General features: G+C 51.0%; 12 protein-coding genes. 9 read left to right on the top strand and 3 right to left on the bottom strand.

Features of this window, described 5'->3' with window-relative positions; genetic code table 11:
* The first annotated feature begins 3 nt into the window (after window positions 1-3).
* Window positions 4-1,764, top strand: coding sequence for a sugar phosphorylase (locus HG66A1_RS06930; protein WP_145181457.1), 1,761 nt, complete (start codon window positions 4-6; stop codon window positions 1,762-1,764).
* 28 nt (window positions 1,765-1,792) lie between these two features.
* On the opposite strand, the gene HG66A1_RS06925 is transcribed toward HG66A1_RS06930, so the two are convergent.
* A complete protein-coding gene (locus HG66A1_RS06925) occupies window positions 1,793-2,200 on the bottom strand; it encodes a VOC family protein (RefSeq protein ID WP_145181456.1) in 408 nt (135 codons plus the stop codon).
* Between the two features lie 30 nt (window positions 2,201-2,230).
* On the bottom strand, window positions 2,231-2,599 hold the full coding sequence (locus HG66A1_RS06920; RefSeq protein ID WP_145181455.1) for a cupin domain-containing protein: 369 nt from the start codon (window positions 2,597-2,599) through the stop codon (window positions 2,231-2,233).
* A gap of 136 nt (window positions 2,600-2,735) precedes the next feature.
* Between HG66A1_RS06920 and HG66A1_RS06915 the strand changes: the two genes are divergently transcribed.
* Complete coding sequence (locus tag HG66A1_RS06915) at window positions 2,736-3,278, top strand: hypothetical protein (RefSeq protein WP_145181454.1); 543 nt, start codon at window positions 2,736-2,738, stop codon at window positions 3,276-3,278.
* 51 nt (window positions 3,279-3,329) lie between these two features.
* A complete protein-coding gene (locus tag HG66A1_RS06910) occupies window positions 3,330-3,866 on the top strand; it encodes a type 1 glutamine amidotransferase domain-containing protein (RefSeq protein WP_145181453.1) in 537 nt (178 codons plus the stop codon).
* Between the two features lie 20 nt (window positions 3,867-3,886).
* Here HG66A1_RS06910 and HG66A1_RS06905 read toward each other — a convergent pair whose 3' ends face one another.
* Window positions 3,887-9,319, bottom strand: coding sequence for a neutral/alkaline non-lysosomal ceramidase N-terminal domain-containing protein (locus HG66A1_RS06905; RefSeq protein ID WP_145181452.1), 5,433 nt, complete (start codon window positions 9,317-9,319; stop codon window positions 3,887-3,889).
* 206 nt (window positions 9,320-9,525) lie between these two features.
* Here HG66A1_RS06905 and HG66A1_RS06900 point away from each other — a divergent pair, with 206 nt between their 5' ends.
* The 6 genes from HG66A1_RS06900 (at window position 9,526) to HG66A1_RS06875 (ending at window position 17,558) form a co-directional block, all read left to right on the top strand.
* On the top strand, window positions 9,526-10,686 hold the full coding sequence (locus tag HG66A1_RS06900; RefSeq protein WP_197997012.1) for a xylose operon transcription regulator XylR: 1,161 nt from the start codon (window positions 9,526-9,528) through the stop codon (window positions 10,684-10,686).
* Window positions 10,687-10,847: 161 nt separating this feature from the next.
* Window positions 10,848-11,327, top strand: a complete 480-nt coding sequence (locus tag HG66A1_RS06895) for a MarR family winged helix-turn-helix transcriptional regulator (RefSeq protein ID WP_145181450.1) — start codon at window positions 10,848-10,850, stop codon at window positions 11,325-11,327.
* Between the two features lie 523 nt (window positions 11,328-11,850).
* On the top strand, window positions 11,851-12,465 hold the full coding sequence (locus HG66A1_RS06890; RefSeq protein ID WP_145181449.1) for an RNA polymerase sigma factor: 615 nt from the start codon (window positions 11,851-11,853) through the stop codon (window positions 12,463-12,465).
* Window positions 12,466-12,483: 18 nt separating this feature from the next.
* Window positions 12,484-14,610 (top strand): serine/threonine-protein kinase, encoded by a 2,127-nt coding sequence (locus HG66A1_RS06885; protein ID WP_145181448.1) that lies wholly within the window; start codon window positions 12,484-12,486, stop codon window positions 14,608-14,610.
* A gap of 172 nt (window positions 14,611-14,782) precedes the next feature.
* The gene (locus HG66A1_RS06880) at window positions 14,783-16,243 is read left to right on the top strand and encodes a glycosyltransferase family 2 protein (RefSeq protein WP_145181447.1); all 1,461 of its coding nucleotides are present in this window, start codon (window positions 14,783-14,785) and stop codon (window positions 16,241-16,243) included.
* 694 nt (window positions 16,244-16,937) lie between these two features.
* Window positions 16,938-17,558: a GntR family transcriptional regulator gene (locus tag HG66A1_RS06875; RefSeq protein WP_145181446.1), complete on the top strand. Its 621-nt coding sequence runs from the start codon at window positions 16,938-16,940 to the stop codon at window positions 17,556-17,558.
* Window positions 17,559-17,570 lie beyond the last annotated feature (12 nt).

The raw sequence follows: 17,570 nt of genomic DNA, 5'->3' as shown, positions 1-17,570 counted from the left end.
CCGATGACCGAACCTGTCGCGCACTCTGCCATCAGTGAATACCGTTTCATGGTCGAGAACCATCTCAAGATCATTTATCCCGAGCTGGACCATGCAGCGTTTGCCCAGGATCTAATTGACATCATGTGCCCGGACGGGCAGTGTCAGACGCCGGAAACGCATCAGAATCACTGGGACCAGCGGAACGTCGTCATGATCACTTATGGCGACAGTCTGCTGGCAGAAAACGAGACTCCCCTGCAGACCCTGCTCCATTTCTCGGAAAAATATCTCAGCAATACAATCAACGGCATTCATATTCTTCCCTTCTTCCCGTATAGCTCGGACGATGGTTTTTCCGTCATCGATTACCATCAGGTGAATCCCACCCTCGGTGACTGGGAAGACATCAATGCCATCGCGGAAAAATTCCAGTTAATGTCGGATCTGGTCATCAATCATTGTTCAAGTCAGAGCGAATGGTTTCAACAGTTTAAACGTGGCGAATTTCCCGGCCGGGACTTTTTCTTCTGTGCCAGCCCGGACGATGACCTGGCCGATGTTGTTCGCCCCCGTACCAATGAACTGCTGCAGCGCATCGATACACCAGAAGGACCGCGATACGTCTGGTGCACCTTCAGTCATGATCAGATCGACCTGAACTTCGCAGAGCCGCTGCTACTTAAAGAAGTGGTGAAGATTGTTAAACTTTACCTGGATCATGGCGTACAGATCTTTCGCCTCGATGCGATCGCGTTCATCTGGAAAGTCGCAGGAACCACCTGTCTCAGCCTGCCGGAAACCCATGAAATCGTCCGCCTGCTGAGAACCCTGATCCAGTTTGTCTCCCCCCAGGCCATGATTCTCACCGAAACCAATATTCCCAATCGCGAAAATCTGGCTTATTTCGGAAACTCGAACGAAGCCCATGCCATCTATAATTTCTCACTGCCCCCACTGCTGGTCAACGCCATGCTCTGCGGCAGTTGTCAGCATCTGAAGACCTGGATGATGAGTATGCCCCCTGCATTGCACGGTACGACTTATCTGAACTTCATCGCTTCTCATGATGGGATCGGTTTGCGACCAGCAGAAGGTCTGATGGACGACGAAGAAATCAACCGGATGGTCACTATGATGGAACAGTTCGGCGGCCGCATCTCAATGCGCTCCCTTCCGGGAGGAGGCATGCGACCTTACGAGATCAACATCTCTCTGTTTGACGCCATGAAAGGCACAATCGACGGAGAAGATGAATGGCAAATCCCCCGCTTCCTCTGTGCGCATGCCATCATGATTGCACTGGAAGGCATTCCTGCCCTTTACATTCACAGCTTTCTGGGGACCCATAACGACCAGGAAGGCGTCGAACGCACGGGGCACAACCGCTCCATCAACCGGCACCGCTGGGACTATGAACAATTACAGGCGGTTCTCGCCGATGAAAATTTCTCACACGCCCATGTCTTCCAGGGACTCTGCCATCTACTTCAGGTTCGCAGACGTCAGCCCGCGTTCCATCCCAACGCGACCCAGTTCACTTTACATCTGGGGGATGCCGTCTTTGCTTTCTGGCGACAGAGCATGGATCGACAGCAGAGTATTTTCGCGCTGAACAATGTGTCAAATACCGAACAGATCCTGCCACTCTCAGAGATCAACCTGATCGGCACCGATTCCTGGATCGACTTGATCAGCGGTGAAATTTATTCCAACCTCAGAGCAGAACTGACTCTCAAACCTTACCAGGTGGTCTGGCTGACGAATCTGTTTGAGCGTGAGTAACTACTCCTGATTTCACACGGTGTTCGATTTATTCTGCCATTCTTTCAGGAACCGGATTCTGAAAACAGAGCTCATAACCATCGGGATCTTTCAGAAACAGCTGGTTCATTCCGTAGAAAGCCACTTTCGGCGGTTCCAGTTCCAGCCCCTTGCCACGCAGTTCCTCGTACATGGCATGTGCATCCTCACATAGAAAAAAGAAACCGATGCCTTTGCTCCGTTCCTCAGTCGTCCCGTCTTCATCCGGACAAGCCAATTGCAGCATCAGAGCCACGCCGTCCCGCTCCAGCCGGCACCAGGACAGTTTCCCCTCCGGTTCCCAGTTCAGCGTCATCTCGAAACCGAGTTGATCCCGGTAAAAGGAGACAGAATGCGTGACATTTTCTACAAATAGAAGCGGTACCAGTTCCTGGATACTATTCGGACCTGACTGCATCAGCGTATCTCCTGCTTCACTCTAAAAGTTTCAGGATGCCTCGTCGCGATGGACGGTATCAGGCGAAAAGGCGGGCGTACAAACCGCGATATATTCGGCTCCCTCCGCGCCAGGTGTACTGTAACGAACCCACTCGCCGGGCTCCAGTATTATCCCCTGTCCCGCCTGGACTTCAAACATTCCCTCATGCGTCTCAACCTGCAGCGTGCCTTTCATAACCACGGTCATTTCTCGAAAATCAGGTGTCTGAGCCGGTTCCACCCAGCCACCGGGAGAAACCATACGGGCGATGCTGATCGCGTCGTCTCCCGTATTCACTCGCCCCACGAACTCTTCAATCTGCTTGGGTTTGTTACCGGCGGCTTCTACAACGACTGGGCGTTCAATGAATTGAGGCATGTGGATCCTTTCCGATCATCTTGGCTAATGTGACTATGAATCTTCGTGAGGTACTAGGAATGCCGGTCCTGAATTTTTATCATGAGACCGAATCAATCCAGCATCTCTTTTCCTGTAACATTCGGGAGTTGAACACATGGTAGCAAGTCTGCTGATACCTGTCCTGTTATCTGCCGTTGCACTGTTTTTTGCCAGCTTTCTGTCCTGGATGGTCTTCCAGTTGCATCGATCAGACTGGATTAAGATCGAACAGGAAGACGAGTTCCTTGATGCGTTGCGAGGTCTGAACCTGCCCCGGGGCAGCTACATGTTCCCTGGCTGCAAAACCCCCGAAGAGATGAAAAGCGAATCCTACCAGCAGAAGTGGGAACAGGGGCCCCGTGGAATTATCACCCTGTTTGACAAAGTCAATATGGGTCGAAACCTGGGGCTGACGTTTCTTTACTTCTTGGTAATCAGCTTTGCGCTGGCCTGCCTCGCGTCGCTGGTACTCTCGCCGGGTGCAGAATTCGCAGTCGTGTTTCGCTTTTTCGCCCTGGCCTCGTTACTGACGTTTCTCTCTGCTATCGTGCAGCATGCGATCTGGTTCCACAATCGTATCACTGGACATATAATCGAATCGATTCTGTATGCGGTTATCGTCGGACTCATATTCGGATTCTTCTGGCCGACTGCATGAGATAGCCGGCTTCACTTATAAAATTAACCTCAAAACCTTAAAGGATATCCTATGACTGACTCACTCCCCCTCGCCGGACAGAAGTTTCTACTGTTCGTAGGAGCGGACTACGAAGACCTCGAACTCTGGTACCCAAAGCTCCGTCTCGAAGAAGCGGGCGCAGAGACAACCATGGCGGGACTGGAGTCCAATCAGACCTACCTGGGTAAGCATGGCTATCCGGCAGAATCGGAAGCCACCATTGAGAGCATTTCATCCAGCGATTTCCAGGGGGTGATCTGCGCCGGCGGTTGGATGCCCGATAAGCTCCGCCGCTATGAAAAGGTACTTTCACTCCTGCAGGAATTCCATGAAAGCGAAAAACTGATCGCAGCCATCTGCCACGGTGGCTGGATGCCGATCTCTGCCGGCATCTACCAGGGTGTCAAAGTCACCGGTTCTCCCGGAATCAAAGACGACCTCGTCAATGCCGGCGCTATCTGGGAAGACGCACCGGTTGTCGTGGACCGACACTTTGTCTGCAGTCGTCGTCCCAGTGACCTCCCCGACTTCTGTCGTGGTATTCTCAACGTCTTACTGTCGAAGTAAAGAGCCCCTTTCACAGACCGTCAGGGAAAGACGGTCTGTGCCCGTTTCTTAATCTCGGCATTCTCTGACATTTTCAGTTGCTGCTGAACTGCGGCATCCACCAGTTCAGCAGTCAGCTCTTTTTTCTCCAGCGCCTGCAGCAGCATCTGCGTACGAGCCTCTGTTCTGACGAGAGCCTCGACCGCAATCTTCTGATTCCGCGGAGTCAATTTCGGCAGCGCGGTGATCAGATCCTGGGTCGCTTCCGGGGTATTGATGTCGCCCAGTCCACTGACGGCTCCCATCTGCAATTCGGCCTGTGTCGCATCCATCAGGTAACGTTTCAACTGCTGTTGACATTTCTCGTAGTCGAGCATGGCCACCATGCGCAGTGCATCATAGCGGGTACCGGATTTTATTTTGGGATCATCGGCCATCTTGACCGCAGCATGCAGCGACTGCTTCCAGCGAACTTCCAGCGGAGGAGTGGCTTTAAGAATGTTTTCGATTTTCGTTCGTGGCCAGTCGCCGGCGATGGTGATCCCGTTGATTACACCGCCGCCTATCACCACGGCCTGCCAGCACTCCAGCGACTGCCCGAAGTCCGGCAGTGAAGCAGCCAGCAAGCGATGAAGTTCATCCGCCTGATTTCGTTTTCCGGCAGCAATCGCCTGTCTCCAGATATCGGGAATGTTGCGATATTCATCGGGAGTACCGACTTTAACATCTGCCACCAGAGACTTGATTCGGGCCACTGGATCGACTCCAGGAGCAGCCTGTTCTGCAGCACCGGATGTAACGGACACCGCCTGATACTGATCGCTGGTAGCGGTACTGGCCAGCGAGATTTCCGAAAGAAACAGCCAGCGACCGGCACTTTGAAAATCGATGCGTACGAACCGTCCCCGTTGTTCCGGGAACGTGATTTCAATCATGCGTCGATCAATTTCATACAGCCCCAGTCCATCCGGGTGGTTATCGAATTCAGAAAACTGTACCGGATTACCAAACTCACGCCCATTATTGCTGAAGGAAACCCGCACTGATCGCGGAGCATGAATTGATCCCGGTTCATGATTGACGCCATACACGATCCGCAACGACTGCAGAGGCATCTTTTTCCCCAGATCCAGTTCAATGCGCGGCTGGGGGTGCTCGCCAGTGAAGCGGAACCCGACCCATTGGCCGTCATTGAATTTGGGAGTTCCGTTCATCCGATCGACCAGCTTCGGCTTCTGTGCATCATCGGGATAACTGGCATCCGGAGTCACCGCTCCCGCGTACTTGTAGCTCACAGGGGCACTGTGTTCCTGGAGATAGACAATCAGATCCGCCATTGCTGCGGGAGGAATTTCCCGTTCCAGTCCCTCGGGCATGAGTGACTTGCCTGAATTGATCAACTCGTCAATCTGGGCTCTCAGAATCGTCAGCACTTTTCCCTGCTGCGCTTTCAGCGTGATACTGTTGCTCTGTTCGGAAACCAGAATCCCCGTATTAAGTTTTCCATCTTCTGTTACCGCCAGATAGGAAGCATAACGACCATCGACGGCTTTATTTGGATCCAGAATCGAGGTCAGCAAAAATGACTTGGATTGATCCGTCAGTGCTGCCAGGTCAGGACCGACCACATGTCCTTTACCATCCAGGCGATGACAGCTGGCACACTGCTTCTCAAAGACCTGCCGCCCCCGTTCCAGGTTCCCCTGTTTCAGATCAACCGACTGATACTGCTTCAGCACCTGTTCCCGACTGGCACTGCTGGCCGCGGAAAACAGTTTCTGGGCATGCTTTTTAATCTTGGAATTCTTATGTTCGAGCAGTCGTTGTTGATTCGTCAGATCAATCTGGGCCGGTTGCACCTGCTTCTGTTCAACCTGTTTCAGCAGTTCCTGAGTCGTCGATTCCCGCAGGAGTAACTGATTCAGAACTTCTGCCTGAATAGAAGGCGTAAACTGCTTCCAGTTTTCAAACACCAGCTCCAGTGCCTCTGGATTCTGGGTGGCGATCAGGTTTCTCAATGCAGCAATCTGCAGCTTCAGTGGTGTCTGCGGAGAGAGTAGATCGGCAACAAAATCGAGGTCCTTCTGATTCTGTTTCAGGCTTAATACAAACTCCAGGGAGTTTACCCGTTCTTCCGGGGACTGATCGACATCAGATACCAGCTCACGGGCCCGCAGACTCAAAGCCGAGATCTGTTCCTGAAATGCATCCGAATGGCCCTGCTGTTTCACCTGAGGCGACTGCAGCAACTGAGCAAGCAGGTTCCATTCCCAACTCGGAATCTGCTGACTTTCGGCAGCATGCGCAGTCAGATGGACAGCCAGGTCATTCAACACCTTGGGCTGCTTCGAAGCGATTGCCATATCGGTCAGTGCATTAAGTACCGGCAGCATCTTCGGATTGGCTGTCACCTGAGGCAAAAGTGATGCGATTGCGGATGCCAGTCGGCTCGGCTCAAAACTCGTCAGTACTGCAGAGCGAATATAAACACTGTCGGCATGCTGCTGGATCAATTTCAATAACGCGGTCGTCGCGGCATCACCTTTTAAATCACCAAGAGAGTAAGCCAGTTGCAGAATCACAGACGGATCCTGTTCCTCCTTCGCCTGTGCGAGAACCGCTTCAGCCAGCGGAGATGATTCATTCAGAAATGGTTCCGACAGTCGAATCGCTTCGCGGCGGACTCCCGGATGAGCATCGTTAATCCGCGGTTGTAACAGATCCGGATTAAGTCCCTGTAACGCATCCAGTGTGCACAATGCCTGCAGGCGTGAGGCGGGGAACTCGGCCTTTGCTGCGATCTGTTTCAAGACAGGAACAGCACTCTGATCTCCGCGTAAGCGAAGTTCCTGCTGCACGATATCACGCAGAGTACCATTCTTGCTTTCCATTAACCCTGCGACTTTCGCAGCACTGAGCTGTTTCAGATCCGGAATGGATTTGAGCTGTTGCCCTTTGCGTGTCACACGATAGATCCGCCCCCGCGTCTCGCCCGCGCGGACATTCAGTTTCTGTACGGACTCCGGGGAGAGAAATTTGGGATGCTCAATCAGATAACGGTACATGTCGACGATGTATAGCGAGCCATCGGGAGCCGTTCGCATCTGAACGGGACGAAACCAGTTATCGGTTGATGTCAGAAATTCACGTCCCTGCTCTTCTTTCGCCCGGTAGCCGGCGAATGTCACTCCCTCTGGTTTCAAGACGCGGCGATGTACCAGTTGATTCACTGGTTCACAGACAAACGCATTTTCATAAAAGGGCTCGCCCAATGCGACATCGCGATAGAGCCCCAGTCCACAGGCAGACGTCGGTCGGCCGCGTTGTCCACTGAGGTGGAATTGAACCAGTTCCCCGACAGGATATAACTGACTGGCGTCATCACCGCGAGGCACGGCCACTTCAGCCGGCGGTGAAACCACATACGGATTTTTACGATAGTAAGCTTCATCCACGGGATAGTGCACACACAGACTGCCATTCCGACAACCAAACCAGTCTCCCCAGTCATCGCGGACACGCCCCTGCTGGGTTCGCCCACTGACCGGCTCCAGTTCTCCCGTCTCAGGATGAAAGCGAAAATCCCGATTGGTAACATTGACGGTCTGGCCGTTGAACGATTTGATGATCCCGCCAAAAAGCCCCCCGGAAGCATAAACCCAGTTATCCAGGCCCGGTGCCAGACTGTTGACTCGTGCCTGATAGTTATGGGTTGCAAAACCGGTGAGCACCTTGCGGTTGATGTCTGCTTTCCCGTCGCCGTCGGTGTCTTCTGCATAAATCACATCGGGGGCAGTACAGACCAGCAACCCGTTTTTCCAGACCATCAGCCCGGTGGGAAACGGCAGCCCCTCCAGAAACACAGTTGATTTATCGTAGTTCCCGTCCTGATCGAGGTCTTCCAGGAATTTGACCACGCCCCCTGGTTTGAGATTGCCGTCCATGCCCTGCGGATAGTCTCGCATTTCCACAACCCACAGTTTTCCATCCGGACCGAACTCCACTGCCACCGGATCGACTACCAGCGGCTCGGCTGCGACCACATCAATCTGCAGGTCATCTGCATAATTCATCCGGGAAATCGATTCTTCCGGAGTCAGAGGTCGTTTCCCGCCTGTTCGGCTGACATCTTCCGCAGGCTTAAAGTCAACGGGAATCTGAGCGGCTACTGTCTTGAGTATTTTTTCCTCCAGTCCCGGTGCAAACGGACCCGGCTTGTCATACCAGACCATCGCATTCCGCCCTTCGTAGCCTCCTTCTTTCAGGACGCGTTCGGACGGAATGTAACAGGGAACATCATTCGCATAAGAAGAAACCCAGACTTTCTCACCGTATTTACTCTTGATCGCCAGTGAGTAATCAACGACCACCTCTCCGCCAAGAAACACCATTGCCAGGTCGTCGCCGAAGACCCAGGATTTCACTGGATAGTCGATCTCATCGATTAAAGCCTCACCCTGTGCCAGTCGTTTCAGATTTTTCTGAGCATGGTAGCCCGTGATGCCAGGCTTCTTTGCCAGCATTTTCCACTCTTCTTCTGTTGGCAGAGTCGCCAAGGGGAGCTTCACTTCCTGGCTGTGTGTGGTCAGGCTGCCGGTAATCGGTGTCAGACTCGTCTTCAACCGCTGCTTGACACCATCGGCGAGTCCCCGCCCATTCACCCGGGCAGCTCCCTGATCGTCACCACGGACTTTGGGATTCTGATCGGCTCCACAACCAATGGCCACCATTGCCATGCATCCTGGGAAATCGGTTTCGATCCCTTCGACTGCACACCCGGCCCAGTCCCCTGACATAAATGGGACCGGTCCTAATGTAGTACAGTGACAGGCATAGCTCACCAGAATCGCGCGACGCTTCCCCTCCGGACTTTTCACGACCAGAATCGGTACCTCGTAATCGACGGGCCCGGTAATCTGTCTGCGGTTTTTGGCAAAGGTGGCTGTTCCAGTTCCCCATTCCAGGTGTGCGGGACGGGAATCCTGAATCGCCTGCTTTGCGACCTCTGTCAGTTTCTCAGCCAACTCCTGAGTATAGCGGGCAATCACCGCCTGCTCCTCTTTGGTCAGATCTTTCGTGAACAGGTTCGGCAACACATCAGTCAGCATGGGAGCCGAATGGGTGTGTGTCGAACAGATCACAACGCCGGATGGCGTCATTTCGTATTTATCTTTCAGATTCGCGACAACCTGTTTCGTCACCTCAGCGGGAACGCCACAGTTATCAACAGTGATCAGCACACGTGGCTTACCCTGTTGATCCTCAACAGCAACGGCACGTGCCCATAAATGCTGTTCCACCTGATTGATCGGCTTCGATCCTCGAGCGGCATACCCACTTAAGGGGACCGGATACTCGGGAGTGATATCGACTTTGGCGATCCCCACTGAAAATGTTTTCGTTTTTTCAGCGTGAGAGATCGAAAAAGAAATACTGAAGACCACTGCCGTCGTGAAGAGGCGAAAGGCGTGCATGAGCTGGGGTCCTGTTCTGGAAAACAGTCTGGATGACAAGCGCAGGTATTGATTTTGATTGAATCAATTCCAGTGATTCCAGGCTGTTCTCATTTTTTAAAAATCTTTATTATCGAATAATCACTTCAGTGTAACCTCGGCAGAGAGGCGTAATCAATCCAGTGATGCGTCATTCACTTTCAATTTTGCGACACCGGAATTCAGCAATGCAGAACCGTACCGCCCCCCAGGTGGCGATATTCATAGAAACATCAAAAACATTCGGCAGAGAAATTCTGCAGGGAATCTCGAGCTATTCACGCACCCATGGCCCCTGGTCAGTCTACATAGATGAATGGGGACCGGAGACGTCTTTACCCGACTGGCTGAATGGTTGGGAGGGAGACGGTATCATTGCCCGCGTCCGCTCACGGCAGATGGCAGAACGACTGTCAGCAGCCAATGTTCCCGTAGTCGACACATTGCAGCAGATCTCCGACCTGGGGCTGCCAGGAGTTTACTCTGATGATACAGCACTGGCCCGGATTGCATTCGAACATTTACAGGATCGGCATCTCAGAAATTTTGCCTATGTGGGTGTGGAACGGGCCAGCTGGTCTCTTCGTCGACAACAGGCATTTGCTGAACAGGCAGCGCAACTCGGTGCCAGTTGTGAAATTTACTCCCCGCTTTCACGGAGGAGATTCGTGGAGAGCTGGAACGGAGGACAAGAGGATCTGGGGGACTGGCTGGAATCGCTTCCTAAGCCGGTCGGACTGATGGCAGCTCATGATCTGCGGGCGCTCTGTGTCCTGGATGCCTGCCGCCGGCGTAATATCGCGGTACCGGAACAGGTGGCTGTCGTGGGAGTGGACGATGACGATGTCTTCTGTGAGGCAGTTGACCCACCTCTGACCAGCATCGCCCATCAGGCGAAAGCCGTTGGTTACCAGGCTGCAGCGCTGCTTGATCGCCTGATGAAAGGAGAACAGACCGCAGATTCAACGATCCTGGTCCCGCCCCGCCTGCTGATTCCCCGCCGTTCTACTGATACCATCGCCGTCGATGATCCCGCGATCGCAGCGGCCCTCGAATTTATCAGGCACAATGCATGTGCGAAAATCAGCGTCTCACTGATTGCCCGCCATGTCAATCTGGCACGGCGCTCCCTGGAACGTCGCTTCACCAGACTGGTGGGAAAAACGCCGCACCAGATCATCGCGGAAGAACGTCTTCGCCGCGCCAGACAATTGCTGATCGACACCGATTTTACGCTCGAACAGATAGCAGCCATGTCTGGATTCTCCAGTGCAGCCTACCTGAGTGTGATCATCAAGCAGCATGAGAACTGTACTCCGACCGAGTTTCGACTGAAGTCGCAACACTAGAGGGAATCTGCTTCATTTCATCATTGCTTCAGAAGAATCAGGAATTTGATTAGAGAAATTCTAACTGGAATAAGATCAATGATAGTCGATAAGAGGCTATTGACGCCTCAAATACTTACCCATAAAATAGCCGGATTCCATCTCATACATCAGGGCTAAAAATGGCGCAAAGCAATCTGCAAGAAGAGCTAAAAAAGAAGCAACCTTTCGATTCCCTGGAACAGGCAGCCATTTTAAATATCCTGCGAACCAGCGATATTTTTCATAACCAGTTCGGTAAACTGTTCCGGGAATTTGGCTTAACCCCTTCTCAGTATAATGTTTTACGCATTCTACGCGGAGAAGGTAAACCCATGCCTTCACTGGAAATTGCCAGTCGAATGGTACAGGTCGTTCCCGCCATCACCGGATTACTGGATCGCCTGCAGGCTCAGGATCTGGTCAAGCGCAAACGCTGCACAGAAGACCGGCGTGTGGTTTACATTGAAATCACACCGAAAGCACTCAAACTGCTCAAACAGATTGACGAGCCGGATCTCGAATTGCACCGTAAACTGATTGGTCATTTGAGTAAAAATGAACTGAATGAACTTTCTCGGCTTCTCGAAAAGGCACGGACCTCGCTGGTTCCCGCCAATTAGAATTCAATTGACCTGCTTTGCGGTTCGTAATGTAAAGCTGCCGTCACTTTCCAGGCAATGTCAAATCTCCTGACTTAACATTCGGGCCTGGTCAGATTTGTTCTCACATCTCGAAACGGTCCTCCCCCTCTAAACAATGTGGGAGTCAGGAGTTCCGTACTTGCTTAGCAAGCTATGCATAGCCGATGCCTGCACAAGTTTTGACTTTTTTGCCAATAATCTGAATTCTCTGAATCAGATCTCTTTTTTAAAGGTAGTTATATTATCACGGGGAAGGTATGCGCCAGTTCTGACGATCATATTCAGAGATTTTTATGAACTCCAGATAATACTGGATTGTCTGATTACTACTGGATAATTTTATTCCATTCCTTAAGCAGTTTGAGTACAGTGAATAATGTATCTCTGATACATCTGCCTTCCTGAACTTAGTTGACTCCCTGCAATAACCAATCGATTGCAATCAGCGTTTGACCACTGTTATTGTTGAGGTTGTAAGGTGATCGGTAAGGAACGCCATCAAATGAACTACGGCACTGAATGGCCTTCGACACATATCACGCTCCTGAACCGTGTCCGCCTGCATACGGATGCGGAAGCGTGGCGGGAGTTTGTAAAAATCTACGGGCCTCTGATCTATAATTACTGCCGAAAAAAGCGGCTGAATGATACCGACGCCGAGGATGTCTGCCAGGAAGTCTTTCGCCAGATCAGCACATCCCTGAACTCATTCGAGTACAACAGAAAGCTGGGCCGTTTTCGTTCCTGGCTGGGCACGGTCACCTACCACGAAATCTGCCGGTTCTGGAAAAAGAACCAGCGGGTTCAACACCAGACGGGAAAAAGCGAACTGGAAGAGTTCATTAATAAGCACCCCGGCGAAATTGATGGTGTCTGGTCTGATGAATTCTGCAGCCATATTTATGAAACCGCATTGGAGACAATCCGCCCGCAATTTGACGAAAAAACCTGGCGCGCGTTTGAACTCACCTGGATTCAGGATTCCCCTACCAAAGCAGTGGCGATAGAATTGGACGTTGATCCGAACTGGATTTACAAAGCCAAGTTCCTGGTTCAACAGAAACTGAAAGAGGAAATCAAACGTCTTTCCTTTGATAGCGTCGTATTCCAGAAGTAAGCAGATCTTGAGTTCTTCATGGAAAATTGCCTCTCGGATAATCAAATTCACCAATACCTCGTGCATGACCTGAATGGCGAAGATTTACAGCGCTATTCTGAGCACCTCAACGAGTGCGGCAGTTGCCAGAAACGAATTGAGATCCAGTCAGAAGACGATGAACTCAAAGTCTGGCATAACTGCCATCGACAACAGGCCCAGGAAGAGCCCGCAGAGAAACACGCATTTACCGACGAACGGATCGATAAACTTTTTCGCTCCACATTTTCCTCCATTCATCAATCCGGGAGTCGCAGCAACAAGGCATCAGACCAGCCGGCTGCCAATGCGACATCGACATTGCCCCTGCCGGATGAAGCCCCCATCAGAACCATTGGGAATTACCATCTCATTGAACAGATTGGGAAAGGCGGCATGGGAGCCGTCTACCGTGCCACACACTCACATCTCAAAAAACAGGTCGTTGTGAAACTGATCCTGAATAATCGCGTCGATGACGAGACCCAGGTTCAACGGTTTTACCGCGAAATGGAAGTGATCGGCAGCCTGGATCATGCCAACATTGTCAAAGCTACAGACGCAGGAGAGATCGACGGGACCTGCTTTCTGGTGATGGAGTACCTGGACGGCCACGATGTCAAATCCATCCTGAATGCGGAAAAAACAATCCCTCTCTCATCCGCCTGTTACATCCTGAGGCAGGTCGCAAATGGTCTGCAGTACATCCATAACCATCAACTGATCCACAGAGATATCAAACCCTCCAATCTGTTTCTGACCTCCGACGGTCAGGTCAAGATTCTTGACCTCGGACTGGCCGGACTGAAGCAGGGGGAATGCAGCGATCTGACCGACAGCAACTGCATCATGGGCAGTGTCTATTACATGGCCCCGGAGCAGGCACAAAACGTCAAAAATATCGACCACCGTGCAGACATTTACAGTCTGGGCTGCGCTTTCTATCAGATGCTTACTGGCCGGCCTCCGTTCAAGAAGACATCACAACTCGAAACGATTATTGCTCATCGCGAGACCCCACCGCCACATCTGCGAGTTCCCATTCCGAACATACCTCCTGAAATTGAAGATCTCTTTCAGTCCATGATGAAAAAAGATCCGGAAGAGCGGATTCAGACAATGGCAGAAGTTGTGGAGATTCTCGATCACTTTCTGTATCAGCGATCGGAGCTACCACTCAGCGAATCCTCGGAAACCCGGTTCACGGAGTCTCAGGAACTGAAACAATTATGCACGAACGCAAGGCTCTCCCCTGCAATCGAAGCACTGCAACAAACGGCGACCACTCAATACAGACAGCTGGGAGAATCCGCACCTCTCCGAAAGAGAATGGTCAGTTCATCTATTTTCATCGCCTGTGCACTGGGAGTGGCTGGTGCACTGATCTGGCTTAACAAGCCCGATGTGCCCTCCACAACGGCGGACAACAAGACCACCCAAACAGCCGGTATTGCTCCAGTGATTCTACCTGCTATCAATGCGGAACTGGAAAGAAAAGCTGCAGTCTGGTTCCTGAATCATCGCTGCGTGCTTTGGGTCTCTGGTGAGAACAAATCCATCAATCAGATTGAGTCGCTCCCCAATCACGATTTCTCCATCACACGAATTGATTTCAAACCCCAGCCCATCACTCCCGAACTGCTGGCTCCCCTCAAAGGTCTCTCTAGACTGGAAGAGCTTAACTTGTTCAATTGCCGGATCACTGCCGGATCGCTGCAGCCATTGGAGGGTATGCTCTCTCTAATGAAACTGGACCTGCATAGCACGGGAATAACTGATGCTGAACTGGCAGTTGTCAGCAGCCTGAAAAATCTTACCAATCTCTCAATTCACAAAAACCCCAAATTGACGGACCAGGGTATGCAGCATCTCGCTGATCTCCAAAATCTGGTATCAGTCAACCTGGCTCGCCTGAACGTCTCTGATAAAGGCCTGCAGTTTCTGCAGACCAATCCTGCTCTGAACTGGTTGAACCTGGAAGACACCAACACCTCCGACGCCTCAATACCTGCACTCAAACAACTGCACAGTATGGATAAGCTTCACCTCAAAGAATCCAAGGTGACTGAAGCTGGTTTTCAGGAAATTAAAAACAGTTTGCATAATGCGACTGTACTTTCATATTAAATTTCCCTCTCTGAGACCACCTTGTTCAGCTGAAAAATCCTTGCAGCACCACCTCATATATGGTCACCATCTGGCCTTTTAAACCGGCATCTTAATCTTGACCCTCCGGTCCCCTTCTGAATACTTCAATCTGGTTTGTGTTTTCAGATTCTAATTCAAAAGGGCTAAATCGATGGTAGGTAATGCAGTCTGGCCAAAATCTGCGCGCGTAGAACAATTGGAAAATCAGACAAAGTTCCAGGCAGATCCGGAACAGAGTCTGGTCAGCATCGTAATCGCGGCGCGGAACAATGGACCATTTCTGGCAGAAGCAATTGAGTCTGCATTAAATCAAAGTGTGGAATGTGAAGTCGTCTATGTTGACGACTGCAGTTTTGACAACTCCCTCAAAATTGCCGGTCGATACCAGGATCAGGGGCTACAGGTGATTCGCTCGCAGTTTCACCGGGGGGTTTGTGAAGCACGGAATCGCGGTGCCTCATTTGCAAAAGGAGATTATCTGTTATTCCTGGACGGTGATGACGTTCTGCAGGCAGACTATGTCCAGAAGCATCTGGACGCCATTACTCCCGAGACTCCCTTCGTATATGGTTCTGCCGAAGCATTTGGGGCCTTTTCAACATTCTGGGATGCTCCCGAATGGGACGACGGACGCCTGTGGTTACGAAATTTCGTGAACACCTCTGCTTTATGGAATCGCCACGCATTCGAAACCGCAGGCGGGTGGCGTAACAAAATCAACACCATGTGGGACTGGGACCTGGCCCTCCGCGGTGCTCGCCTGGGTACACCAGCGAAAAGTCAGGCTGTGCTGCTCTACCGCCAACACCCCGGATCCTGGTCTGCCAACATTCAAACCAAAAAAGAGGAACGCCAGGAATCGATGCTCCCCCGCATGAGACAGATCTGCACCCGACTCAGCGTAGGATCGATCATCAGCGGCCGCCTGGTCGACTACTTTCCCCAGTGGATGTCAGCGGTTGCTCAGGCGGTCAAACTGATCAACTCACAGGAACCGGTTGAACTGGTTCTACTGGACAACTCCAACAACCCACGTACACTCGAACAAATCAGAAGAGAAGCCTACCGCTATCTCAATATTTTTGAGTCAATCAGAGTCGTGCCACATCCGGTTAAATATCACCACACGACTGAGCGTGACAGAAGAAACAAGGTGGCCCAGTTCATGGCCCATGCCTGCAATCGACTCAAAGCAGAAATGAAAGGTGAGATCCACTGGATCATTGAAGATGATATTCTGATCCCCCTCGAAGCAGGAAAAGAGCTAACTGAAAACCTGACGACAGGCTGGGTCCCGCCGAATGCAGTCTCAGGCTGTTACCGCAGTCGGCATGTCGAGTCACAGTTTGTAGGCGGTTATTTTGATGAAGAACATATCGTCAAAGCTTTTAAAGAACTGGGCGACAAAATCACGTCGGTCGACTATTGTGGTACAGGTTGCCTCATGTACTGGAAAGATCGCACGCCAAAATACTGGCGTAGCCACTATCGAGATTCGCCTGCCCATGACTGGGCCTGGTGCGCGCAGCTCAAGCGTGAAAATGGTGAAATACTGATGCTCCCCTCAGTGCACTGCGGACACGTTCAGACGCCGGAGAACATTCTCTATTGAGCATCTCTAGTACGGCCGGAGAAATAAGAGTCACGAAATAGAAAAACACGAGCTCACAACACAAAATAGGAAGCAGGCACTAGTCCCCTACGATGTGTGCTTAGTAAGCAAGTGAGCCCGTGTCTTTCGTGATTAGTTCATTTTGTTTTCACAAAAATGAATAACACCCTCTACTGTCATATAGGAATGTAACCGGACAATCTTCCGGAAAATGATCAGAAAATTGGAAGGTTTTTCTGAAATAAGCAGAAAACTGTTCTTACGAACCCTATAGGTTTATTTGAACACAAACCGCTCCTGTCTGTCAATAACGAATCAAATACTGTCTGGGATCAATAATTCCCCCAACGTAAATACAATAATATAAACACTTTTCTCAACTTCCGTGACAGTGTCTAAATTTATAGACATCGACTCTCGCCTGGGTTGCGATTCTCTAATCCGATCGGATTTGTCATTCACGCACGAAAAAAATATACATATTGCCATATATATTTTTATTTACACTTTTCAACATTGAATTCTTTGAAAGTGAATTACGTACCAGCTTTTTATTTGACAATATATTGTTAACAATTTACAAAAGACAACCTGTGATGCGGTGCATTTTAGATGCAGATCACTGCCAACAAGCTCTGCTCTCAAGAGTCATAGCCCAGACTAGAACCTCTGTTTCGGTTAGCAGGTATAATATATGAATGATTTACAGTTAGTCAGAGGCCTCGGCGAGCAGATCGTTGAGCGACTCAGAGAAGACATCTTTTCTGGTAGAATCGCGGAGGGGGAACGACTGCGGGAAACCGAACTCGCCAGACGGTTTTCAGTCAGTCGCGGTCCGATTCGTGAAGCCATTCAACAGTTAACCTGGGAAGGTGTTCTGGAAACCGACCGCAACAGGGGAGCGATGGTGGCAACGTCTGCCCCTGATGAAATTACCGAACTCATTATTCCACTCCGCTGTACGATCGAAAAATATGCCGTCCGACTGTTCTTTGATCAACTCACAGCGGAAGATTTTCAGGTCTGGGAAAACATCCTGCTGAAGATGAAGCAGGCATGCGAAGCCCGCGATTTCGCCCTGATTTCTGAGCATGACATTGCCTTTCATCGCTCCCTGGTAACACGTTCCCACTCACCAGACCTGTTGGCAATCTGGTCTGCCATCGTTTCACGCGTCAGACGACATTTTCGCGAAGCACATTTGAACTACAAGAATCCATTACAGATCTACGAGGAACATCTGCCGATCATCGAAGCGTTCAAAAACCAGAGCCTGACTGAGGCGCTGCAAATCATCGAAAATCATATTGAGTAGATCAAATGAATT

Source organism: Gimesia chilikensis (assembly GCF_007744075.1).
Lineage (GTDB): Bacteria > Planctomycetota > Planctomycetia > Planctomycetales > Planctomycetaceae > Gimesia > Gimesia chilikensis_A.
This window is presented reverse-complemented; position numbering and strand designations above follow the sequence as displayed.